This is a genomic window from Sphingopyxis sp. TUF1 (assembly GCF_036687315.1).
Classification (GTDB): domain Bacteria; phylum Pseudomonadota; class Alphaproteobacteria; order Sphingomonadales; family Sphingomonadaceae; genus Sphingopyxis; species Sphingopyxis kveilinensis.
Genome location: NZ_CP144683.1, coordinates 544659 through 566888 on the forward strand (window position 1 = coordinate 544659; position 22230 = coordinate 566888).

The window sequence follows — 22230 nt, forward strand, 5'->3', positions numbered from 1 at the left end:
GAAACGGGAAACATGCCACGCAAAGTCAATCATGTGAGTGAAGCCGATCACCGCATCGTCACCGATGCGGTCGCGGCCGCCGAGCTCCACACCGACGGCGAGATCGTCACGATCATCGCCGCGCAGTCGAGCGATTATGACGATGTCGCGCTCGTCTGGGCGAGCGTCGGCGCCTTCCTCGCCATGTCGCTCGTCGCGCTGTTCCCCGATTTCTATCGCAGCCTTTACGATGCCTTGCGCGGCGGCTGGGGGCACGAACCGACCGCAAACGAGTGGCTCGGCACGGTCATCGCCGTGGGCGTCGTCAAATGGATCGGTATATGGCTGATCTTGCTCTGGCGCCCGCTGCGGCTCGCGCTGACGCCGCGGTCGATCAAGGCCGGACGCGCCCGCGCGCGCGCAATCGACCTGTTCAAGGTCGGCACGGAGGCAAAGACGGTCGGCCGCACCGGCGTCGTCCTCTACGTCAGCCTGGCCGAGCATCGCGCCGACATCGTCGCCGACGCGGCGATCGCGTCGAAGGTGTCGCCCGATATCTGGGGCGACGCGATGGCCGCGCTGATCGAACGCATCCGCGCAGGCCAGCCCGGCGAGGGCATGGCGGAAGCGGTGCGGCAGGTCGGGGCGGTGCTTGCCACGCATTTCCCGAAAAGCGACGGCAATCCGAACGAGCTGTGCGACCGGCTGATCGAAATCTGACATGACCCGCCCTGCCCCCGACACGCCCATCGAGACGCGCTGGGAAGGCCGCTTCGTCACCGTCAAGCAACAGGGCAATTGGGAATATGTCGCGCGCTCGCGCGGTATCCATGCCGCGGTGATCCTCGCGATCGACGAGGACGCGGCAGGGCGCCACGTCATCCTGGTCGAGCAATATCGCGTGCCCTTGAAACGAAGCTGCCTCGAACTGCCCGCGGGGCTTGTCGGCGATGACAGCGCGGGCGAAGCCGCCGAGGTCGCCGCGGCGCGCGAGCTGGAAGAGGAAACGGGCTATCGCGCCGCGACTTGGCGCACCGTCGGCGAATTCTGCAGCTCGCCGGGCATGGTCAGCGAAAGCTTCACGCTGCTAGTGGCGTCGGGGTTGACCAAGGTCGGCGACGGCGGCGGCGTCGATGGCGAGGACATCATCGTCCACCGCGTCGCACTGGACGGGATCGAGGATTTCGTTGCGGCGAAACGCGCCGAAGGCTGCGGTATTGACGTGCGCGTTGCGATGCTGCTCGCGGGCGGGTTGCTGGCCGGCACCTAAATCCGTTCGTGTCGAGCGAAGTCGAGACACCTTCGAGGTGGAGCATGGTCGAAAGGCATCTCGACTTCGCTCGATGCGAACGGGACGTGAGCCCTACCGCGCCCCGAAACGCCAGCGCAGCAGCGGCCGAGCCAGGAGCAGGCCCGCAAGAAATCCCCCGACATGCGCCCAGATCGCAATCGCGCCGAACCCGGCGCCGCCCGCGAAGCCCAGCAGGATCTGCACGCCGATCCACGCCGCCGCGAGCCAGATGGCGCGCACCCAGTGGCTGGGGATCGGCCCGATCGCGGGCGCTTCCGAGCGGCTGAAGATCAGCGCGAACACCGCGATCAGTGCCGAAATCGCTCCACTCGCGCCGATCATCGGCACGGCTGAGGAGGGATCGGCAAGATATTGGGCGAGCGCACCGCCATAGGCGCCCGCGAGCAGCAACACCGCCATCGCCTTCGCGCCTAAGGGTGCTTCCAACTGGCGGCCGATGAACAACAACACGACCATGTTGAAGGCGATGTGCAGCACCCCGCCGTGCAGGAAGGCCGACGTCAGCGGCGTCAGCACAAAGGGCACGATCGTTCCCGGCGGCAGGATTAATTCATGGCCGAAACGCGCCGGAATGAAACCCGCGCGCACGATCGCATTGATCTGGAACCCGGTGATCCAGAGCAGGACGAACAGGATGACGCAGGCCAGCGCATAGCCCGTGACCAGCGGCGCGTCCTGCGGCTTCATCGCCCGCGACCCATCAGATGAATTCGATCTTGGTCACCAGATAATATTTGTCGCCCGACGGCACCGTGACCTCGACCTCGTCATCGACGCGGCGGCCGATCAGCGCGCGACCGAGCGGCGAATTATAACTGATCTTACCGTCCTTCGCGTCGGCCTCGGCCTGGCCGACGATCTGATATTTCACCGGCTTGTTGTCTTCGTCGGCGAGCGTGACCGTCGCGCCGAACACGATGCGGTCGCCCGACAGCGTCGTCGGGTCGATCACCTGCGCGCGCGACAATTTGTCCTCCAGGTCGCCGATCGTCGCTTCGACCTGGCCCTGGCGTTCCTTGGCGGCGTGATATTCGGCATTTTCCGAAAGGTCGCCGTGCGCGCGCGCTTCCTCGATCGCATCGACGATCAGCGGTCGCTCGGCCTTGAGCGCCGCGAGTTGCGCGGTCAGCTTCTCATAGCCTTCCTGCAGCATCGGTACCTTTTCAACGCTTGCCATTATCCTGTTGTCCTTCGTCAATAATCCACCGCCAGCGAAACTTCGCCGGGGCGGCTGTGCCGCTTTTCCGTGATGTCGGGGAGGTGGAGCGGTCCTTCAATAATAGTCTTGAAGCGGCTTTACTTCAAGACTGTGCGCGCGCAGCGCGCCGATCGCCTGCGCCGCGGCATCGCTGGCCGCGGCGGTGGTGTAGTAGGCGATGTCGGCGCCAAGCGCCGAGGCGCGGATCGACTGCGAATCCTGCAAGCTTTGCCAGCCCTCGGTGGTGTTGAAGATCAGCTGCACATCGCCGTCCTTGATCCGATCGACGATATGCGGGCGGCCTTCGGCGACCTTGTTCACGCGCTCAACGTCAATCCCCTGCTCGGCAAGATAGTCGGCGGTGCCGCCGGTCGCGATCACCTTCCACCCCCAGGCGCGCAGCTGTTTGACCGGGCCGACGATGCGCGACTTGTCGCTGTCCTTCACCGACACGAACAGGCGGCCCTCGGTCGGCAGGCGGTCGCCCGCGCCGAGCTGTGCCTTCGCAAAGGCCAGGTTGAAATCGCGATCGATTCCCATGACTTCGCCGGTGGACTTCATCTCGGGCGACAGCACGGGGTCGGTGCCGGGGAAACGCGCGAAGGGGAACACCGCTTCCTTCACCGCGACATGTTTGATGTCGCGGTTGATCTTCGGCAGGTCGGCGAGCTTTTCGCCCGCCATCACGCGCGCGGCGATCTTGGCGATCGGCGAACCCACCGCTTTGGCTACGAACGGCACGGTGCGGCTGGCGCGCGGGTTGACCTCGATCAGATAGACCTCGTCATCCTTGACCGCGAACTGGATGTTCATCAGGCCGCGGACTTCCAATGCCCGCGCAAGCGCGTCGGCCTGCCGCTCGATCTCGGCGACGATCTTGGCGGACAGACTGTAGGGCGGGATCGAGCAGGCGCTGTCGCCCGAATGGACCCCGGCTTCCTCGATATGCTGGAGCACGCCCGCAACGACGACATCGGTGCCGTCGCACAAGGCATCGACATCGACTTCGATCGCGTCGCGCAGATAGCGGTCGATCAGCACCGGCGAGTCGCCCGACACCTGCACCGCGGTCTCGATATAATTTTCGAGCTGCGCCTGATCGTCGACGATCTCCATCGCGCGGCCGCCAAGCACATAGGACGGGCGCGTCAACACCGGATAGCCGATGCGCGTCGCGACCGCGATCGCCTCTTCGCGGCTGCGCGCGATACCGTTTTCGGGTTGCTTCAGCTTCAGCTTGTTGACCAGCGCCGCAAAGCGTTCGCGGTCTTCGGCGAGGTCGATCGCGTCGGGCGAGGTGCCGAGGATCGGGATGCCGGCCTCCGCCAGCGCCTGCGCCAGCTTGAGCGGGGTCTGGCCGCCGAACTGGACGATGACACCGACCAGCTCGCCCTTCGACTGCTCGACGTGCAGGATTTCGAGCACGTCCTCGGCCGTCAGCGGCTCGAAATAGAGGCGGTCCGACGTGTCATAATCGGTGCTCACCGTCTCCGGGTTGCAGTTGATCATGATCGTCTCATACCCCGCTTCCTCCAGGGCGAAGCAGGCGTGGCAGCAGCAATAGTCGAACTCGATCCCCTGCCCGATCCGGTTCGGACCGCCGCCAAGGATGACGATCTTCTGGCGCTCGCTCGGGTTCGCCTCATTCTCGGGCTCGCCAAAGGTCGGCGCCTCATAGGTCGAATAGAGATAGGGCGTCTTCGCCTGAAACTCCGCGGCGCAGGTGTCGATCGTCTTGAACACCGGCCGCACGCCGAGCTTGTGGCGCAGCGCGCGCACCTCGCCCTCGGTGACGCCGCCCGTCATCGCCTTCACCGCCTCGTGGATCAGCCCGCTGCCGCGCGCGGTGGCGCGGCGGGTACCGGGTTGCAGGTTTGCCGACTGGAGCGCGAGGTACGCGAGGCGCTTGTCTGAAAAGCCCATTGCTTTGAGCTTGCGCAGTCCTTCGGCATCGCGCGGCAGTCCGTCGCGGCACACCCGCTGCTCGGCCTCGACAATCTCGGCGATGCGTTCGAGGAACCACATGTCGTAACCCGCGATGCGGTTGATTTCCGACAGCGGCAGTCCTTCGCGGATCGCCTGCGCCGCATTGAGCAGCCGGTCGGGAGTCGCCTTGGCCAGCTCGCTGCGCAGCTGGTCGTGGGTCGCGCCCTTCAACCGATCGACGAAATTGAAGCCCGAGAGCCCCGTCTCCAGCCCGCGCAGCGCTTTTTGCATCGATTCATGGATGGTGCGGCCGATCGCCATCACCTCGCCGACCGACTTCATCGCAGTCGACAGCACCGCCTCGGCGCCCTTGAATTTTTCAAAGGCAAAGCGCGGGATCTTGGTGACGACATAGTCGATCGTCGGCTCGAACGACGCCGGGGTGACGCCGGTGATGTCGTTCATGATCTCGTCGAGCGTGTATCCGACCGCCAGCTTTGCCGCGACCTTGGCGATCGGGAAACCCGTCGCCTTCGACGCGAGCGCCGATGAGCGCGACACGCGCGGGTTCATCTCGATCACGATCAGGCGGCCGTCCTTCGGATTGACCGCGAACTGGACGTTCGACCCGCCGGTTTCGACGCCGATCTCGCGCAGCACCGCGATGCTCGCGTTGCGCATGATCTGATATTCCTTGTCGGTCAGCGTCAGCGCGGGGGCGACGGTGATGCTGTCGCCGGTATGCACGCCCATCGGATCGACATTTTCGATCGAACAGATGATGATGCAATTGTCCTTGCGGTCGCGCACCACCTCCATCTCATATTCTTTCCAGCCGAGGAGCGATTCCTCGATCAGGACTTCGGTGGTCGGCGATGCGGTCAGGCCGCCGCGGACGATCTGCTCGAACTCCTCGCGGTTATACGCAATGCCGCCGCCGGTGCCGCCCAGCGTGAACGACGGGCGGATGATCGACGGCAGCCCGGTGCGTTCGAGCACCGCGAAGGCCTCGTCGAGCGTGTGCGCGACGCCGCTTCGCGCGCTTTCCAGCCCGATCTTGTCCATCGCGTCGCGGAATTTCTGCCGATCCTCGGCCTTGTCGATTGCCTCGGCATCGGCGCCGATCATCTCGACGCCATATTTCGCCAGCGTCCCGTCGTTGAACAGCGCCAGCGCGGTGTTGAGCGCGGTCTGCCCACCCATGGTCGGCAGCACCGCGTCGGGGCGCTCCTTGGCGATGATCTTTGCGACGATCTCGGGCGTGATCGGCTCCACATAAGTGGCGTCGGCGAGGTCGGGATCGGTCATGATCGTCGCCGGATTGGAGTTGACGAGGACGATGCGATAGCCCTCCTCCTTGAGCGCCTTGATCGCCTGCGTCCCCGAATAATCGAACTCGCACGCCTGACCGATAACGATCGGGCCGGCGCCGATGACGAGGATGGATTGGATGTCGGTTCTTTTGGGCATTATTGGACCTTATCGGCAGGCATTTAGAGGCGAGAACTAGAACTCCCGGAAGGGGAGATTATTTTCGCGGAGAGTCCTTTGGCGTTGTGAACACGGAAAAATGGGACGGTACGGAGCGCGTCACGCATGAAACGATTTCAGGGTCGCGTGCCGTGCTCGAAGCCAGAATTAGCCGACGATGCGAAATCTCCACATCCGAGTATCTAGCATCGGTTGCGCCACATTTTCGGATTTGTTCCAGCAGAAAGTGGGGACCCGCAAAGTCAGGCCGCGACCCCGTTCCTTGGATATTCCCATATCCTCCCCGAACGCCGTCAGGGAACTCGAAAACGAGCGTCGATGGAGGAGAGGCCGGATCGATTGGGGCAGCCTGCCCCACCACCGCCAACGCAAGATATATATAACCAGCGGCTGTGATCACTTCAGCCCACCCACAAACTTCTCGAACAGATAGAAGCTGTCCTGCGGCCCCGGGCTCGCCTCGGGGTGATATTGCACGCTGAACGCCTTCTTGCCGGTGATCGCGATACCGCAGTTCGATCCGTCGAACAGGCTCTTGTGCGTCTCGACCACGCCGCCAGGCAGCGTCAATGCGTCGACCGCAAAGCCATGGTTCATGCTGGTGATCTCGACCACGCCGTCGGCGAAATCCCCGCCGACGCGCTGGACCGGATGGTTCGCGCCGCGGTGACCCTGATGCATCTTCACCGTCCGTGCCCCTGCGGCGAGCGCGAGCAGCTGGTGGCCGAGGCAGATGCCAAAGATCGGGACATTGCGGTCGAGCAGCCCCTTGATCACCGGCACGGCATATTCGCCCGTCGCCGCCGGATCGCCGGGGCCGTTCGACAGGAACACGCCCGCGGGCTCCAGCGCCAGCACCTCGTCGAGGGTCGCCGTCGCGGGCACCACGGTGACGCGCGCGCCGGCCTTTACCAGATTGCGGAAGATATTGTCCTTCGCGCCATAGTCGATCGCGACGACATGGGGTCTGCTGTCCCCCTCCCGCTTGCGGGAGGGGTTAGGGGTGGGCGAAGTCTCGGATGTCGGTGCAGAAGTCGGCCCACCCCCGACCCCTCCCGCAGGCGGGAGGGGAGAGACATAGCCCTTGCCCAGCACCCACGTTCCCGCATCCCACGCCCCCGTATCCGTCCGGCTGACCGTCTTCGCCAGGTCCATGCCCTCCAGCCCCGACCAGCTCCGCGCCATCGCCAGCAGCTCGTCCACGTCGAACTTGCCGTCTGCACGATGCGCAATCACCCCGTTCGGCGCGCCCGCATCGCGGATGCGGCGCGTCAGCGCGCGCGTGTCGATACCCGCAAGGCCGATGACGCCCTGTTCCGCCATCCATTCGGGCAGCGTCTGGACGCTGCGGAAATTGCTGGGCTGCGTGGGCAGCTCGCGCGTGATGCATCCAAGCGCACCATGCACGCCGCGCTCCATATCTTCCGGGTTCGCGCCGACATTACCGATGTGGGGAAAGGTGAAGGTGATGACCTGGCCCGCGTAGCTCGGGTCGGTCAGTATCTCCTGATAACCGGTCATCGACGTATTGAAACAAATCTCGCCTACTGCCGCACCCTCAGCGCCATAACCCACGCCCCACAGGATCGTGCCGTCGGCAAGGACGAGGACGCCGGTCGCGCCAGATGGCTGGCTTTGCGAGGCGGCTTTGGGCGCGACTGGGGGGTTGGCTGATGCCATTTAACATGCTCCGGACGGGGGGCTAAACGGCCGACCAATTAGGCGCCAAAAAAGTGATTCACAAGCTATCGGATTTGGAATCTTCCCGCTAGAGAGGGCCTTTCCGAAATTTGAGAGCCATGGGGACACGCATGATTCGCGATGACATCAAGGCTGCGCAGGTTGCCGCGATGAAGAGCGGCGACAAGGCGCGCCTGGGCACGATCCGGCTGATGCTGGCCAAGATCAAGGACAAGGACATCGAACTGCGCACCGGCACCGCGCCGGCCGACGACGATGTGCTGGTGACTGACGTTTTGCAGAAAATGGTCAAGCAGCGCCGCGAATCGATCACCATGTACGAACAGGGCGGGCGGCAGGAACTGGCCGACATCGAGGCGGCCGAAGTCGCGGTGATCGAGGATTTCCTGCCCGCGCAGCTGAGCGATGATGAGGCGGTTGCGGCGATCAAGGCGATCGTCGTGGAGCTGGGCGCGGAAAGCCTGAAGGATATGGGCAAGGTGATGGCCGCGGTGAAGGACCGGCTGGGCTCGCAGCTCGATATGAGCAAGGCGAGCGGGTGGGTGAAGGCGGCGTTGTCCTAAGGGGCGGCCACTCACCCCGTCTCCGTTCGTCCCGAGCGAAGTCGAGGGACGTGAGGCCGGGCGCCAACGTGTCTCGACTTCGCTCGACACGAACGGGTAGAGAGTTAGGATGGCGTTCTGGACCTACATCCTGCTCTGTTCCGACGGTCGCTATTACACGGGACACACGGACCATCTGGAACGCCGCATCGCCCAGCATCAGCACGGCGGATTTTGCGATTTCACCTCGCGGCGGAGGCCGGTGACTTTGGTCTGGTCGCAGTATTTCGCAACCCGGATCGAAGCGCTGGAAGCGGAGCGCCGGATCAAGCCTTGGTCGCGCGCGAAAAAGGAGGCGCTGATCCGTGGTGACTGGGAAATGGTGAGCCATTTCGCGAAACCCCCTCACGAACGCCCCGATCTCTCCTGCGCTCCAAAAGAACGCCCTCCCTCCCCGTTCGTCCCGAGCGAAGTCGAGGGACGTGAGGCCGGGAGCCAACGTGTCTCGACTGCGCTCGACACGAACGGGGGTGGGGGTCAGGCCGACCCGGAGGGCAACCCATGACCCTCACCCCCCAATGGCTCGACGAACTGCGCTCGCGCATCACATTGTCGACCCTCATCGGCCGCACGGTAAAGGTCACCCGCGCCGGCCGCGAGTATAAAGCCTGCTGCCCATTCCATAACGAAAAGACGCCCAGCTTCACGATCAACGACGAAAAGGGATTCTATCACTGCTTTGGTTGCTCGGCCCACGGCGATGCGATCCGCTGGATGACCGACCAGCGCGGCCTGTCGTTCATGGATGCGGTCAAGGAACTCGCGGCCGAAGCCGGGATGGACGTCCCCGCCCCCGACCCGCGCGCCGCGAAAAAGGCCGAGGAGCAGGCGAGCCTGCGCGATGTGACGCAGGCCGCGGCCGACTGGTTCACCCAGCAGCTCGGCAGCAGCAACGGCGCCCCGGCGCGCGACTATCTCGCCAAGCGCGGCATTTCGGAGGCGACTCGCAAGGCCTTCGGCTTCGGCCTCGCCCCCGATAGCCGCAGCGCACTGAAAGAAGCGCTCAAGAAATTCCCGACCGCGATGCTCGTCGAATCGGGCATGCTCATCGCGGTCGAGGACAAGGAGCCCTACGACCGCTTCCGCGGCCGCCTGATGATCCCGATCCGCGATGCGCGCGGGCGGGTGATCGCCTTCGGCGGGCGTATATTGGGCGACGGCGAGCCCAAATATCTGAACTCGCCCGACACGCCTTTGTTCGACAAGGGGCGCACGCTCTACAATCTCGACAAGGCCTCGCCCGCCTCGCGCCAGACGAACCGGATCATCGTCGTCGAGGGCTATATGGACGTCATCGCGCTCGCCGAGGCGGGGATCGCCGACGCCGTCGCGCCGCTGGGGACTGCACTCACCGAGAACCAGCTCGCGATGCTGTGGCGCATGGTGCCGGTGCCCATCCTCTGCCTCGACGGCGACAGCGCGGGGCAGAAGGCGGCGATGCGCGCCGCGACGCGCGCGCTGCCGCTGCTTCGCCCCGGTTTCAGCCTCGCCTTTGCGACGCTGCCCCCCGGGCAGGACCCCGACGATCTGGTGCGCTCCAAGGGCGCCGACGGCTTCGCGGCGGTCCTGGCCGACGCGCAGCCGCTCGTCGAACGCTTGTGGGCGCACGAGGTCGCCGCAGGCCCGCTTGCGACGCCGGAGGAGCGCGCGGCGCTCAAGACCCGGCTGCTCGCGCACGCCGACGCGATCGAGGATGCCGATGTGCGCCATCATTATCGCGAGGCGTTCCGCGAAAAAATCGACGCCCTGTTCGCGAGGGCGCGCCCCGAGCGCGGCCCGCGCGTTCCGTGGGCGCCGGGGCCGGGACGCGGCGGCCGCCGTTTTCAACCCGACCCGCGACTCCAGCCGCCCGGCGAGGAAACGCGCGCGCTCGGCCAGACGGGCATCGCGGGGCCGCTCGCCGCGGCTTTGCTCGCCGGATTGCTCCGCTATCCGGAGGCAATCCGGCGCAACGAAGAGGCGCTGATCCGCCTCGCGATCCCCGATTCCGGCGACGCCGAACTGCTCGGGCTGATGCTTGACATCGCAAATGCCCGCGAAGGGCTTGATTGCGAGGGGTTGCTTGCCATATTGGAGCCGATGAAAGTGTATAATAGGGCGATGACATTGCTCAGAGCCGATGGAATGCACTTCTCGTTCAATCGACGGCTCGAAGGCGAAGAGGTTGATGCAGCACGCGAAAACGCGCTGCGCGACCTTGACGAATATATCGGCGTGCTCGTGACGCAGCCCGAAATCCGTGCCCGGCTAGCCGAGGCGACTGCGGATTATATGCGCACGATGGACGACGAAGGCCATGCGCGGCAGCAAAAGCTGCGCGCGATGGACGAGGATCTGACCCGCCGCCTGGCCGCGCTGTCCGACAGCCGCAGCCAGTAACGACCCGTAAATGCCCCTTCAGGCAGGATGAATAAATGGCCACCAAAAACACCGAAGCCGACACCGACGCCCCGCTGATCGACCTTAACGAGGCCGACGTCAAAAAGCTGATCGCGCGCGGCAAGAAGCGCGGTTATCTGACCTATGACGAGCTCAATGCGGCGCTGCCGCAGGACGAAATGTCGTCCGAGCAGATCGAGGACATCATGTCGGCGATTTCCGACATGGGCATCAACATCGTCGAAAGCGACGAGGATGTGCAGGAAGAGGCCGAGCAGGAAACCGACGACGAAGTCGATGTTTCGGCCGGCACGGGGTCGGTGTCGAACCCCGCGATCGAAAAGAAGAAGGAAACGGTCGATCGCACGGACGACCCCGTTCGCATGTATCTTCGCGAAATGGGCGCGGTCGAGCTTCTCAGCCGCGAGGGCGAAATCGCGATCGCAAAGCGCATCGAGGCGGGCCGCGATACGATGATCCTCGGGCTCTGCGAAAGCCCGCTGACCTTCAACGCGATCATCGAATGGTCGAACGCGCTCAACAACGGCGACATGCAGCTGCGCGAGATCGTCGACCTCGAAGCGATGCTGTCGAAAGATCCCGCGCCCGAAAACCTCGATGACGAAGGCGCCGAGGATGACGGCGAGATCAGCGAAAAGACCGCCGGCGTCTCGTTCAAGGACGAGGATGAGGTCGAGGAAGAGCCTTCGGCCGATTCGGACGACGAGGATGGCGAGGGCACATCGGGCAAGCGCGAAAGCTTCGAGGAAGACGAGGAAGACAACACCCTCAGCCTCGCGGCGATGGAAGAGCTGTTGAAACCCGACGCGCTCGAGAAATTCGCCAACATCACCAAGAGCTTCAAGGCGTTCCAGAAGCTTCAGGAATCGCGGCTCGAGGCCTTGTCGTCGGGCGAGGAATTCCCCGCGGCGTCGGAGAAGAAATATCACAAGCTGCGCGAGGAACTGACCGCGCAGGTCGAAAGCGTGCAGTTCCACGGCACGAAGATCGAATATCTCGTCGACCAGCTCTACAGCTACAACCGCCGTCTGACCGCGCTGGGCGGGCAGATGCTGCGTCTTGCCGAGCGCCACAAGGTGCCGCGCAAGTCGTTCCTCGACAATTATGTCGGGCGCGAGCTGGAAGAAAACTGGCTCGATCAGGTGTCGGGTCTCGACAAGAAATGGGCCGCCTTCGCTGAAAACGAGGCCGGTGCAGTCGACCGCATCCGCATCGAGATTTCGGAAATCGCGCAGGCCGCGGGCATGAGCCTCACCGAATTCCGCCGCGTCGTGAACATGGTCCAGAAAGGCGAGCGTGAAGCGCGCATCGCCAAGAAGGAAATGGTCGAGGCGAACCTGCGCCTCGTCATCTCGATCGCCAAGAAATATACGAACCGCGGCCTCCAGTTCCTCGACCTGATTCAGGAAGGGAATATTGGTTTGATGAAGGCGGTCGATAAATTCGAGTACCGCCGCGGCTATAAATTCTCGACCTATGCGACCTGGTGGATCCGCCAGGCGATCACCCGCTCGATCGCCGACCAGGCGCGCACGATCCGCATCCCGGTCCATATGATTGAGACGATCAACAAGCTGGTCCGGTGCAGCCGCCAGTTCCTCCACGAAAGCGGCCGCGAGCCGACGCCCGAGGAAATGGCCGAGCGTCTGTCGATGCCGCTCGAAAAGGTTCGCAAGGTGATGAAGATCGCCAAGGAGCCGATCAGCCTCGAAACGCCGATCGGCGACGAGGAAGACAGCCACCTCGGCGATTTCATCGAGGACAAGAATGCGGTGATCCCGGTCGATGCCGCGGTGCAGTCGAACCTGAAAGAGACCGTCACTCGCGTCCTGGCGTCGCTAACCCCGCGCGAGGAACGCGTGCTGCGGATGCGTTTTGGCATCGGCATGAACACCGACCATACGCTGGAGGAAGTCGGCCAGCAGTTCAGCGTGACCCGCGAACGTATCCGCCAGATTGAGGCCAAGGCGCTCCGCAAGCTGAAGCACCCATCGCGCAGCCGCAAGATGCGGAGCTTCCTCGATCAGTAGGCACCGTCTGTAACTCTCTGACGACGTTCATCGAATTTTCACGGCGGCCGGTCTAACCGGTCGCCGTTTTTTCATGCACCTCTTGTAGGAAGCGTGCTGCCGCCCATATCGGCGGCGCTCTCCCCCGAGTTCATGCCATGAAAAAAGATACAGACTGATGGCGGCATTTCCCGACTGATGGGACATTTTCCCGGACCACGTGCCGCCTCTTGGACGGCGCGGCGGTCAAATTGGCCGGAAATCCACACATCCGCATAATTGGCACGCTGCTTGCGAAGATTGCGGCATGAGCGCGGGGCTGAGCCCGCAGCCAGACGAAAGACGAGAAAATGCAGAACGAAACCACCAATCTCTTCCGCCGCCGCGACACCTTCTTCGGTATCTGCGAGGCCGTGGGCCAGGATTTCGGCTTCAACCCGCTGTATCTGCGCCTGGCATTCATCGCTCCGCTCTTCTTCTTCCCGGTGCAAAGCTTCGCCGCCTATTTCGGGCTGGGCCTTCTCGTGCTTGCCTCGCGCTTGCTCTTCCCCGCCAAAGCCTCCGCGTCCATCGCACCGGCATCGAGCGTGACCGAGAGCGGCGCCCCGCAGGCGCAGAAGGCCGAGGAACTCGCACTCGCAGCTTGAGTGGAAGCGGCCGGGTTCTCCCTCTCCCCGAGTCCGCCGCTTCGCTCCGATGGCGCCGCCCGGCGTCATGAAAGGGACCGACGAGCTTCCACTGGGCTCGCCGGTCCCTTTGCCTTTCGGTCCGCGTCTGCGTTGGCCGCTGTCCCTGACTGAAACACTCGATCTACAATTCCCTTCTTCTCGTTTAAACGCGTCGTTTACGACGTTCACCTATGACTGTTCGCCAGCCATTCCACCGGCTTGGGTTCCGGCCCATGCTCCTGAGAGGATTCTGCGTTGAGCCAGTCGCCCCAACCCCGGACAACGACGCGCGGCGCCGCCGAACTGCTCGACGCGATCGTTGCGAGCGACGGGACCGGCGCGCATCCGCACGTCCGTTCGGGCGCGCTGTCGAGCGGCGCCGATGCGATGCGCAACCTCGCCGACGCGGTCCATTTCCTGTGCCTGCTGCACGGCCGCTACCCCGGCGTCATCGACAATGCTGCGCGCAAGGCGATCGATCCGGCGTCGCGCGCATGGATGGATCAGGCCGCGGCAGCCTTTGCCGACGAGCGCGCTTTTCTGTCGAAGATCGCCTCGGCGGTCGGCCCGGTGCCGAGCACGCAGGGCCAGGCACAATGCGAAGCCGCGGTTGCGGCGCAGCGCAAGGCGCTCGACATGCTCGCCGAATCGGACCGTCAAGGCTGCGCGCTCGGCGCCGCGATCGCACTAACGCTCGACTGGCGGACGATCCGCGTGCTGCTCGACATCAGCGCGCAGCGGCTTGACCTTGCGCCACCCGCCTGTTCGCTTCCCGATCTGCCGGGGACCGCACGGCTCGCTGCCAGCATCGGCGATACGCCTCCAGTCGAACGCGCGATGCTGTTTGGCGCGCAGCAACTGATCGCGCAGCACAGCGGGCTGTGGGATCTGATGTCGGCGCGCGCCGCCAGCCGCGCGCATCCTTGAAAACGTCGCCCCCGCAAAGGCGGGGGCCGCTGGCAGTTTACGCCGCGCCGCCGAGCAGAGCCGCTGACGGGCCCCGCCTTCGCGGGGGCGACGATTCTTCTGCATCGCTTGCACCCTCCCCCCGCCCCCGCTATGCCTTCTTGACGTTCACGTTAAGGGAAAGGCAGCCTGCCCATGCGCTTTGAAGGAACCAGCGCCTATATCGCCACCGACGACCTCAAGGTCGCCGTCAATGCCGCGACGCTGCTCCGCCGTCCCTTGCTCGTGAAGGGCGAACCCGGCACCGGCAAGACCGTGCTGGCCGAGGAAATTGCCAAGGCCTTCGACGCGCCGCTGATCACCTGGAACATCAAATCGACGACCAAGGCGCAGCAGGGCCTTTACGAATATGACGCGGTGGCGCGCCTGCGCGATGGCCAGCTCGGCGAAGAGCGCGTCCACGACATCCGCAATTACATCAAGCGCGGCAAATTGTGGGAGGCCTTCACCTCGCCCAAACTGCCCGTCCTGCTGATCGACGAGATCGACAAGGCCGACATCGAATTCCCGAACGACCTACTTCAGGAACTCGATCGCATGGCGTTCCACGTTTATGAAACCGATGAGACGATCACCGCCAGGGAACGCCCGATCGTCGTCATTACGTCGAACAATGAAAAGGAACTGCCCGACGCCTTCCTGCGCCGCTGTTTCTTCCACTACATCAAATTTCCCGACCGCGACACGATGGCCGAAATCGTCGAGGTCCATTTTCCCGGCATCCAGAAGACGCTGGTCAGCCGCGCGATGGACATTTTCTACGACGTGCGCGAGGTGCCGGGGCTCAAGAAAAAACCCTCGACGAGCGAATTGATCGACTGGCTGAAACTGCTGCTGGCCGAGGACATGCCCCTCGAGGTGCTCCAGAACCGCGACGTGGGCAAGGCGATCCCGCCGCTCCACGGAGCATTGCTCAAGAATGAGCAGGACGTGATGCTGTTTGAAAAGCTTGCCTTCATGGCGCGGCGCCAAGGGGGCTGACGCGATGGCCTATGGCGGTCGCTGCGCCTGCAACGCGGTTTCCATTCGTATCGACGGCGAACCGATGGTTGTGCGGCAATGCTGGTGCGCCAATTGCCAAAAGCTCGCCGGGGGCGGGCCGTCGCACAATGGTATTTTCCTGACTGCCGATATTGCGGTGACCGGCGAGGTCGCATCGAACCGCCGAATGGCGGCGAGCGGCCGCGAGATCATCTGGTCCTTTTGCCCGGCGTGCGGCACGCAGCTTTATGCTGCGTCTTCTGCAGGTCCGCACATCCGCGCCGTCCGGCTTGGCTTGCTCGACGATCACGGGCTTAAACCGACCGTCGCGATCTGGACCGACGAAGCCCCCCCGGGTGCGATTATCGATCCAGCGATGGAGCAATATCCGCGGCAGCCTCCGCCGCCGGGGACGCAGCGTTAAAGCTGGTATGCCACTTCAACATCGCCCCAGCGGCGACCGTTGATCGTCACCGGCATATAGACGTTGCGCACGGTGACATAGTTGGTGCCGTCGCCTTCCTGCCGATATACCGCCATGAAAAAGGGCGCCGTACTGCTCTTTGCCGCCGCGTCGGTCGCGTCGAGAAGGATGCGGCCGTTGCGGCAATGCGCCGTGTCATGCTCGATATCGCCGGTCGGCGCGCGCGAACAATCGGTGATGTGCGTGGGGAGAAAGCCGTTCATGTCTCCGGCGGACGACATTTTTACCTCGGGATGCTGGGCGACGACGCGATCGAACAGCGGGCGCCAGTTGGCGTCGGCCCAATCGCACAGGCTGGTGCGAAAGCGTTCGGGGTTCGACCCCGGCACGCGCACATAATCTGTATCGAACAGCTGCTCCATCGTCAGCGTGCCATTTGCGATCGCACGCTCTGCGATTGCCGTAAATTCGTCGCGCACCTTTGCCGCAAGCGCGACGACCGCCGAATCCTGCGGGCTGACGCCGGCGGAGATCACCGCGTTGAACATGCGGTTGGACACCTGCTCCATCGACAGGATCGAATCGCGCGTGCCCGCCAGCGTCGAACTATTGTCGCGCACCGACGTGACGACGCGGTCAAGCGCTTCGCGCACCTTGGCGCCGTTGGCATGAACCATCGCGCTCGACTGCGCGATTCGGTCGCTCTGGTCGTCGAGCAGCGCCACGAGGTGCGTCGCATCGTGAAGCGCATCGGTGATCGTTTCGAACTGCGCCTCGGCGCGGCTCGACTGTTCGACCCCCGACTGAATCTCGGTGACGAGCCCGCTCGCCTCGGCGGCAAGGCTGCCGATCGAGCGGCGGATTTCGTCGGTGGCGCCGCGCGTGTTCTGCGCCAGTTTCTTCACCTCGGCCGCGACGACGGCAAAGGTGCGCCCGGCGTCGCCGGCGCGCTCGGCCTCGATCGCGGCATTGAGCGCGAGCATGTTGGTGGTCTTGGCGATCGATTCGATCGACTGGCTGACCTGCTGCACCTGCTCCATCACCGCGGCGAAATTGGTGACGTGCGTGCCCAGCCGTGCAACCAGATCGATCACCGACCGGAATTCGCTGACTGCCGTATTGACGCGCTCGGCACCGGCATCGAGCTGTTCGCACGCCCGCGCCGACAGCAGCTTGGCTTCGTCGGTTGAATCGGCGATCTGGCGCTGATCGGCCTCCAGGCTGACGACATAATCCTCCAGCCGACCGAGTTCGGCGACCTGACGGTCCATCTGGTCGGTCGCGCGCTTGATCCGTCCGGCCGCATCGCTGCACCCGACCGCCAGCGCGCCGCAGTCGCTTGCGACCGACTCGTCGAGGATCGGCGCCGCCGAATTGATCGGATCGAATTTCATTGCGTACCCACGTCCCTGAATGATCGCGAAGCTATGGCGGATATTGGTTAATGAGGGGTCAATGGGCGGCTGGCAGGAACGGCGCTGGAGGGTGAAAAATAAGCCGTCGCCCACCCCTCAGGGATAGCTGACCGTCTTCGGCACTTCGGGAATGGGTATGAATTCTTCGCTATCACCCGGAACGAGCGGAAATTTGCCTTCTTTCCAGTCGTGCTTCGCCTCGTTGATCCGGTCACGCGACGAGCTCACGAAATTCCACCACACATGCCGCGGCGTCGCAAAAGCCTCCCCGCCCAGCAGCATCACCCGCGTGTCGCTGGTCGCGCGCAGCACCATCGCCTCGCCCGGCTTCAATATATAGAGGCTATGGCGTTCGAGCGGCTCGTCATCGAGCGTCGCATCACCCAGCGCCACAAGCACCGCGCGCTCGTCGGCGTCGGCATCGATCGGGATCGTCGCGCCGGGGTTCATCAATATATCGGCATAGATGGTGGCGCTGTGCTGCGTGATCGGCGACGTCGCACCCCACAGGCTGCCCATGATGATGCGCGCCGACACCCCATTATCCTCGACCAGCGGCAGGTCGTTCTTCGCAACATGCTCGAACGCCGGATCGATTTCTTCCTTGCCGTCGGGCAGCGCAAGCCAGGTTTGCATCCCCGAAATCGCCGACCCGGTCGCGCGCTCGGCCTCGGGCGTACGCTCCGAATGCACGATGCCGCGCCCGGCGGTCATCAGGTTGCACGCGCCCGGGCGGATCGTCGCATAGGTGCCGAGGCTGTCGCGATGATCGATTGCGCCTTCGAACAAATAAGTGACGGTGGCGAGGTTGATGTGCGGGTGCGGCCGCACATCCATCCCCTTGCCGATGTCGAAATGTGCCGGGCCGAACTGGTCGACAAAGATGAAGGGCCCCACCATCGTGCGCGCCTTGTTCGGCAGCGATCGCCGCACCTCGAACGCGCCGATGTCGTGGGTCGAAGGGGTGATGACGGTAACCATGCCTTATCCTTTCGCAGGGCTCAGCGTTCGGCGGGCCCGGGGGCACGCAAGATTTTTTCCATCGCCTTGCCTTTCGCCAGCTCGTCGATCAGCTTGTCGAGATAGCGGATCTCGCGCATCAGCGGTTCTTCGATATTTTCGACGCGGATACCGCAGACGACGCCCTTGATCTGATCGCGCGCCTGATTCATCGCGGGCGCCTCACCAAAAAAGCCCTTAATGTCGGTCTGGGCTGCAATCTGCCCCTCCAACGCCTTTTGGCTATAGCCGGTCAGCCAGCGAATGACCTCGTCGACCTCCTCCCTCGTGCGCCCCTTGCGCTCGGCCTTGGCCACATAATGCAGATAGACGCTGGCAAAGCTCATGCCATAGATGCGATGTTCTGCCATTCGCGCCGCTATTCGCCCGGCGCCGTTGCGCGGATCGCGAGCGCGTGGACCCGCTGCCCCGGCAGGTCGCCGAGCGCCCGGTTAACGGCGCGCTGCCGCATAACGCGGTTCATGCCGGCAAAGCCTGCCCATTCAATGGCCAGGCTGAAATGCGATTCGCCGCTGCCATCGTCGCCGGCGTGGCCATGATGCTTGGCGCTGTCGTTGCTGACGGTGAAATTGGCGTCGGGAAAGGCTGCGGCGAGCAGGCTTTCCATCTCTTGCTGTACGGGACCTTTGCTGCTCATAGGGTTGACCATAAGCGCTTCGTCGCCAAATTATAAGACCTCCCTATCCCCGAAAGCCTCTCTTGCCGTCCTCCACCCGCCCCTCCCGCTTTCATGGCCGCGTCCCGCGCGCGGAACCCTGCGCCGTGCCCGGTTGCCGCGAGCCCGGCGAATTTCGCGCGCCCGCATCGGCGCATCGCTCGCCCGACGGTCCGCCCCCCTATCGCTGGCTGTGCCTCGACCATGTCCGCGAATTCAACGCGGGTTATAATTTCTTCGAAGGGATGAGCGCCGATCAGATCATGGCGGCACAGTCCCCCACCGCCGGCTGGGAAACCGAAAGCCGTGCCTTTCGCGCGGCGGGCAGCGCCGACCTGCCACCGCGCTGGGCGGATTTCAGGGATCCGATGGACGCGCTCGGCGCGCGGTTCCGGCAGCGGATGGACGAAGCGCATCGTGAGGCGGCCAACCCCGCCCTCTCGCGCGAAGAACATGCCGCGATGCAGTTGATGGGCCTTGCCGCCGATGCCGACCGCGCCGCGCTGCGCCGCCGCTACAGCGAGCTCGTGCGCAAATATCATCCGGACCGGAATGGTGGAAATCGCAGTTTCGAAACCCGGCTGAGTCAGGTAGTAGAAGCCTATCAATTGCTGAGAAAGAGTAGGGTGTTTGCATAGGGGAGAGGGGCGATGACCGATCTTAACGAAGCACGGATTGAGGCGGTGCGCCTTCATATGGCGCTGGAGATCACGCACGATTGGGACGGTGTCATCGCGACCTTTGATCATCCGCGCTACGAATTGATGGGCCCCGGCACCGTTTTTGACGGCGAGGCCGCGGTGCGGTCCTATTTTGCTTCGTCGCGCGAACCCTTTCCCGATCAGGCCAACGACGTCATCGCGATCGCCGCCGACGCTGAAAGCGATACGGTGCTTGTCGAATTCTGGCTGACCGGCACGCATCTCGGGCCGCTGAAGCTGGGCCCGCGCACGATCGAACCGACAGGCAAGGCGTTTCGTATCCGCATGGCCGCAAGCTTCGAATTTGCCCCCGGCAGCGACAAGATCATCTGCGAGCGTCCCTATTACGATCAGTCGGCAGTGATGAAGGCGCTCGGCCTCCTCTGAAAAGGCGTTGCAAGCTGAAACGGACAGCGATACCGCGGCAGCCCGACCCTCCCTCTCCCCTTGAGGGAGAGGGTTGCGAAGACTTGCCAGCTTGCTGGCTAGTCGTAGCTGGGTGAGGGGTATGCGAGCCGCAGGCTCGCGCGGCGCGGCGCGCCGCTCACCCTCATCCAACTGCGCCTAGCCGCTCCGCGGCAAGGCTCCGTATCCTTCTCCCCTCAAGGGAGAAGGGGCATGATTTTAAGGCGACAGACAACATGACCGATATTCCGAACAGCCTCCCCGACCATCACGGATCGACGCTGCTGGCCGCGCCCGATACGGAGGTCGACGCGCGCGAGATGTTCGGCGTCGACATCGACATGAAGGTGCCGGCATTCAGCGAGGCCGACGCGCGCGTGCCCGACCTCGACCCCGCCTATGTCTTCGACGGCGACACGACGCTCGCGATCCTGGCCGGATTCAAATATAACCGCCGCGTGATGGTGCAGGGCTATCACGGCACCGGCAAATCGACGCATATCGAACAGGTTGCCGCGCGACTCAAATGGCCGTGCATCCGCGTCAACCTCGACGCGCATATCAGCCGCATAGATCTTGTCGGTCGCGACGCGATCGTCCTGCGCGACGGCCAGCAGGTCACCGAGTTCCGCGAAGGCCTGCTTCCTTGGGCGCTGCAAACCCCGACCGCGCTGGTTTTCGACGAATATGACGCGGGCCGCCCCGACGTGATGTTCGTGATCCAGCGCGTGCTCGAGACCGAGGGCAAGCTGACCCTGCTCGACCAGAATCGCGTGATCCGCCCCAATCCGTATTTCCGCCTTTTCTCGACCGCGAACACCGTTGGCCTCGGCGACACGAGCGGCCTCTATCACGGCACGCAGCAGATCAACCAGGGCCAGATGGACCGCTGGAACATCGTCGTCACGCTCAACTATCTGCCCGCCGCCACCGAAAGCGCGATCGTCCTCGCCAAGGTGCCCGACACAGACGACACGACCGTCGCCAATATGGTCAAGGTCGCCGATCTGACGCGGCAGGGTTTCATCAATGGCGACATCTCGACCGTCATGTCGCCGCGCACGGTGATCAGCTGGGCGCAGAATACTGCGATCTTCCACAATATCGGTTTCGCCTTCCGCCTGTCTTTCCTCAACAAATGCGACGAAGCCGAACGGATGATCGTCGCCGAATATTATCAGCGCGTATTCGGCGAGGATTTGCCTGAAAGCGTCGTCGGAAAATAGAGAGGCCGTTCAAAGCCCTGCCGACTATTTCAGCATGGCTTCGGCGTCGACCAGGTTGATGTCGTGCATCATGTGCAGATAGGCTTCGTAATAGCCCTTGTGCGATGCGCCCACGATCGCGAGCATCCGCGTGCCGGGCTGGCGTGCCATGGCGCGGCGGATATTGGCGACCATCCGCAGGTTGCGTGTTTCCCACCATCCCGAATAGCGCCGTGTATGATTTTTGGGTGACACGCCAGCGACGGCGGCACCGAAATCGCTTTCAAAAATGAGCCGCATCGAGTGCTCGCTATTATAGTCACGGTAGATGGCAAGCACGCCTTCGCCATCGAGCCGCTTCATCAATTCATCATCGATCGCCCTGCGCTTTGCGGTGGCAGGATTGTCCCATGCGCGCTGCACCGCGGTACCATAAGCGGCTTCATCCTCCGACGATTCAGACGAAAAGTCGGCGCTGTGGTCGTCGACCGAATGGACACGCTGGAGCCCGAGCCGTGCGGCAAGCGCCGCGCCGATCAGATAATTTTCGTTCCGCCGACTCACGAGTTCGTTCAGTCGTTCGACAAGCAAGTCATTGAGTCCCTCGCCCGGCTGGCGCTCGGCAATTGGCAGTTGCAACCATTGCACAACCGCAGACGCCTGTTCGCCGCCGGCCAGAAATACCGCAGCCAGGCGCCGCCGCTGGGCGGCGGTGGGATTTTCGGGCCAAGTTGCAAGCAATTTTTCGGCCTCGGCGGTAGCAGCCGGAACATCGAGCCCCGTCGCCTCGCGCGCGGGTTCGGGATTCCAGCAATAACTTTTGTAAGCATCGGGATAAACCGACGCATAGCGCAGCAGCATTTCGCATTGCGCTCCCGATACGGCCTCAATGGCGATCATCTGCGGCCGCCAGGCGGCGAGGCGATCGAGCAGCGGACCCAGGTTTTCCGCCTGAAAATTCTTTGGAAAGCTAGAAAGATGCGGCGTTCCGAGGACCAGCACCTCGCCCGGCGGGCCGCCGACATTATCCTTTAGCCCGCTCGGATCAAAGCTCGGTACATAGGTCGACGACGCTGCAGGAGTGCCGGTCGGCGCGGTGGCGGCGAGCATCAGCGCGGCAATCAGGGTCAAGGGCGCCTCCCGTTTTATGGCACTCAAACATAAGCCGTGAT

Annotated in this window: 22 protein-coding genes; 13 read left to right on the top strand and 9 right to left on the bottom strand. The window is 63.7% G+C overall.

What is annotated here, in order from left to right; translation table 11 throughout:
• Positions 1-12 precede the first annotated feature (12 nt).
• Entirely contained in the window at positions 13-699 is a 687-nt protein-coding gene (locus tag VSX77_RS02615; RefSeq protein WP_338426112.1) for a TPM domain-containing protein, read from the top strand.
• A 1-nt stretch (position 700) separates the two neighbouring features.
• On the top strand, positions 701-1249 hold the full coding sequence (locus VSX77_RS02620) for an NUDIX hydrolase (RefSeq protein ID WP_338426113.1): 549 nt from the start codon (positions 701-703) through the stop codon (positions 1247-1249).
• Between the two features lie 93 nt (positions 1250-1342).
• Here VSX77_RS02620 and VSX77_RS02625 read toward each other — a convergent pair whose 3' ends face one another.
• The 4 genes from VSX77_RS02625 to carA all read right to left on the bottom strand — a co-directional run bounded on the left by VSX77_RS02625 (position 1343) and on the right by carA (position 7586).
• Positions 1343-1978, bottom strand: a complete 636-nt coding sequence (locus VSX77_RS02625) for a rhomboid family intramembrane serine protease (protein WP_338426114.1) — start codon at positions 1976-1978, stop codon at positions 1343-1345.
• Between the two features lie 13 nt (positions 1979-1991).
• Positions 1992-2468 (bottom strand): transcription elongation factor GreA, encoded by a 477-nt coding sequence (greA, locus tag VSX77_RS02630; protein ID WP_338426115.1) that lies wholly within the window; start codon positions 2466-2468, stop codon positions 1992-1994.
• Positions 2469-2564: 96 nt separating this feature from the next.
• Positions 2565-5885: a carbamoyl-phosphate synthase large subunit gene (gene carB / locus VSX77_RS02635; protein ID WP_338426116.1), complete on the bottom strand. Its 3321-nt coding sequence runs from the start codon at positions 5883-5885 to the stop codon at positions 2565-2567.
• Positions 5886-6302: 417 nt separating this feature from the next.
• Complete coding sequence (gene carA, locus VSX77_RS02640) at positions 6303-7586, bottom strand: glutamine-hydrolyzing carbamoyl-phosphate synthase small subunit (protein WP_338426117.1); 1284 nt, start codon at positions 7584-7586, stop codon at positions 6303-6305.
• 131 nt (positions 7587-7717) lie between these two features.
• Here carA and VSX77_RS02645 point away from each other — a divergent pair, with 131 nt between their 5' ends.
• The 8 genes from VSX77_RS02645 (at position 7718) to VSX77_RS02680 (ending at position 15657) form a co-directional block, all read left to right on the top strand.
• Positions 7718-8170, top strand: a complete 453-nt coding sequence (locus VSX77_RS02645) for a GatB/YqeY domain-containing protein (protein WP_338426118.1) — start codon at positions 7718-7720, stop codon at positions 8168-8170.
• A 109-nt stretch (positions 8171-8279) separates the two neighbouring features.
• Complete coding sequence (locus VSX77_RS02650; protein ID WP_338426120.1) at positions 8280-8714, top strand: GIY-YIG nuclease family protein; 435 nt, start codon at positions 8280-8282, stop codon at positions 8712-8714.
• Positions 8711-10588: a DNA primase gene (dnaG, locus tag VSX77_RS02655; protein WP_338426121.1), complete on the top strand. Its 1878-nt coding sequence runs from the start codon at positions 8711-8713 to the stop codon at positions 10586-10588. The genes VSX77_RS02650 and dnaG overlap by 4 nt, the downstream gene beginning before the upstream one ends.
• A 35-nt stretch (positions 10589-10623) precedes the next feature.
• The gene (rpoD, locus tag VSX77_RS02660; RefSeq protein ID WP_338426122.1) at positions 10624-12639 is read left to right on the top strand and encodes an RNA polymerase sigma factor RpoD; all 2016 of its coding nucleotides are present in this window, start codon (positions 10624-10626) and stop codon (positions 12637-12639) included.
• A 329-nt stretch (positions 12640-12968) separates the two neighbouring features.
• Complete coding sequence (locus VSX77_RS02665; RefSeq protein WP_338426123.1) at positions 12969-13265, top strand: PspC domain-containing protein; 297 nt, start codon at positions 12969-12971, stop codon at positions 13263-13265.
• A gap of 276 nt (positions 13266-13541) precedes the next feature.
• Positions 13542-14213: a DUF6975 family protein gene (locus VSX77_RS02670; RefSeq protein ID WP_338426124.1), complete on the top strand. Its 672-nt coding sequence runs from the start codon at positions 13542-13544 to the stop codon at positions 14211-14213.
• Positions 14214-14387: 174 nt separating this feature from the next.
• Positions 14388-15233 carry an AAA family ATPase gene (locus VSX77_RS02675; RefSeq protein ID WP_338426125.1) on the top strand — a complete coding sequence of 282 codons (846 nt, stop codon included), beginning with the start codon at positions 14388-14390 and terminating at the stop codon, positions 15231-15233.
• A 4-nt stretch (positions 15234-15237) separates the two neighbouring features.
• Positions 15238-15657 carry a GFA family protein gene (locus tag VSX77_RS02680; protein ID WP_338426126.1) on the top strand — a complete coding sequence of 140 codons (420 nt, stop codon included), beginning with the start codon at positions 15238-15240 and terminating at the stop codon, positions 15655-15657.
• On the opposite strand, the gene VSX77_RS02685 is transcribed toward VSX77_RS02680, so the two are convergent.
• From VSX77_RS02685 to VSX77_RS02700, 4 genes are all read right to left on the bottom strand, one after another.
• Positions 15654-17051, bottom strand: coding sequence for a methyl-accepting chemotaxis protein (locus VSX77_RS02685; protein ID WP_338426127.1), 1398 nt, complete (start codon positions 17049-17051; stop codon positions 15654-15656). The two genes, VSX77_RS02680 and VSX77_RS02685, sit on opposite strands and share 4 nt — an antisense overlap.
• A 117-nt stretch (positions 17052-17168) precedes the next feature.
• A complete protein-coding gene (locus VSX77_RS02690) occupies positions 17169-18053 on the bottom strand; it encodes a pirin family protein (protein ID WP_338426128.1) in 885 nt (294 codons plus the stop codon).
• A gap of 20 nt (positions 18054-18073) precedes the next feature.
• Positions 18074-18442 (bottom strand): DUF2200 domain-containing protein, encoded by a 369-nt coding sequence (locus tag VSX77_RS02695; RefSeq protein ID WP_338426129.1) that lies wholly within the window; start codon positions 18440-18442, stop codon positions 18074-18076.
• An 8-nt stretch (positions 18443-18450) separates the two neighbouring features.
• Complete coding sequence (locus VSX77_RS02700) at positions 18451-18729, bottom strand: BolA family protein (RefSeq protein WP_422397269.1); 279 nt, start codon at positions 18727-18729, stop codon at positions 18451-18453.
• Positions 18730-18854: 125 nt separating this feature from the next.
• Between VSX77_RS02700 and VSX77_RS02705 the strand changes: the two genes are divergently transcribed.
• The 3 genes from VSX77_RS02705 (at position 18855) to cobS (ending at position 21079) form a co-directional block, all read left to right on the top strand.
• Positions 18855-19385, top strand: coding sequence for a DnaJ domain-containing protein (locus tag VSX77_RS02705; protein ID WP_338426130.1), 531 nt, complete (start codon positions 18855-18857; stop codon positions 19383-19385).
• 12 nt (positions 19386-19397) lie between these two features.
• Entirely contained in the window at positions 19398-19835 is a 438-nt protein-coding gene (locus VSX77_RS02710; RefSeq protein WP_338426131.1) for an ester cyclase, read from the top strand.
• Between the two features lie 254 nt (positions 19836-20089).
• Entirely contained in the window at positions 20090-21079 is a 990-nt protein-coding gene (gene cobS / locus VSX77_RS02715; RefSeq protein WP_338426132.1) for a cobaltochelatase subunit CobS, read from the top strand.
• Between the two features lie 24 nt (positions 21080-21103).
• Here the strand turns inward: cobS and VSX77_RS02720 are convergent, their stop codons facing one another.
• Complete coding sequence (locus VSX77_RS02720; RefSeq protein WP_338426133.1) at positions 21104-22189, bottom strand: DUF5694 domain-containing protein; 1086 nt, start codon at positions 22187-22189, stop codon at positions 21104-21106.
• Positions 22190-22230 lie beyond the last annotated feature (41 nt).

Excerpts from the sequence above, each read along its gene's own strand:
- VSX77_RS02615 (WP_338426112.1), top strand. The coding sequence starts at position 13 with ATGCCACGCAAAGTCAATCATGTGAGTGAAGCCGATCACCGCATCGTC.
- VSX77_RS02620 (WP_338426113.1), top strand. The coding sequence starts at position 701 with ATGACCCGCCCTGCCCCCGACACGCCCATCGAGACGCGCTGGGAAGGC.
- VSX77_RS02625 (WP_338426114.1), bottom strand. The coding sequence starts at position 1,978 with ATGAAGCCGCAGGACGCGCCGCTGGTCACGGGCTATGCGCTGGCCTGC.
- greA (WP_338426115.1), bottom strand. The coding sequence starts at position 2,468 with ATGGCAAGCGTTGAAAAGGTACCGATGCTGCAGGAAGGCTATGAGAAG.
- carB (WP_338426116.1), bottom strand. The coding sequence starts at position 5,885 with ATGCCCAAAAGAACCGACATCCAATCCATCCTCGTCATCGGCGCCGGC.
- carA (WP_338426117.1), bottom strand. The coding sequence starts at position 7,586 with ATGGCATCAGCCAACCCCCCAGTCGCGCCCAAAGCCGCCTCGCAAAGC.
- VSX77_RS02645 (WP_338426118.1), top strand. The coding sequence starts at position 7,718 with ATGATTCGCGATGACATCAAGGCTGCGCAGGTTGCCGCGATGAAGAGC.
- VSX77_RS02650 (WP_338426120.1), top strand. The coding sequence starts at position 8,280 with ATGGCGTTCTGGACCTACATCCTGCTCTGTTCCGACGGTCGCTATTAC.
- dnaG (WP_338426121.1), top strand. The coding sequence starts at position 8,711 with ATGACCCTCACCCCCCAATGGCTCGACGAACTGCGCTCGCGCATCACA.
- rpoD (WP_338426122.1), top strand. The coding sequence starts at position 10,624 with ATGGCCACCAAAAACACCGAAGCCGACACCGACGCCCCGCTGATCGAC.
- VSX77_RS02665 (WP_338426123.1), top strand. The coding sequence starts at position 12,969 with ATGCAGAACGAAACCACCAATCTCTTCCGCCGCCGCGACACCTTCTTC.
- VSX77_RS02675 (WP_338426125.1), top strand. The coding sequence starts at position 14,388 with ATGCGCTTTGAAGGAACCAGCGCCTATATCGCCACCGACGACCTCAAG.
- VSX77_RS02680 (WP_338426126.1), top strand. The coding sequence starts at position 15,238 with ATGGCCTATGGCGGTCGCTGCGCCTGCAACGCGGTTTCCATTCGTATC.
- VSX77_RS02685 (WP_338426127.1), bottom strand. The coding sequence starts at position 17,051 with ATGAAATTCGATCCGATCAATTCGGCGGCGCCGATCCTCGACGAGTCG.
- VSX77_RS02690 (WP_338426128.1), bottom strand. The coding sequence starts at position 18,053 with ATGGTTACCGTCATCACCCCTTCGACCCACGACATCGGCGCGTTCGAG.
- VSX77_RS02695 (WP_338426129.1), bottom strand. The coding sequence starts at position 18,442 with ATGGCAGAACATCGCATCTATGGCATGAGCTTTGCCAGCGTCTATCTG.
- VSX77_RS02700 (WP_422397269.1), bottom strand. The coding sequence starts at position 18,729 with ATGAGCAGCAAAGGTCCCGTACAGCAAGAGATGGAAAGCCTGCTCGCC.
- VSX77_RS02710 (WP_338426131.1), top strand. The coding sequence starts at position 19,398 with ATGACCGATCTTAACGAAGCACGGATTGAGGCGGTGCGCCTTCATATG.
- cobS (WP_338426132.1), top strand. The coding sequence starts at position 20,090 with ATGACCGATATTCCGAACAGCCTCCCCGACCATCACGGATCGACGCTG.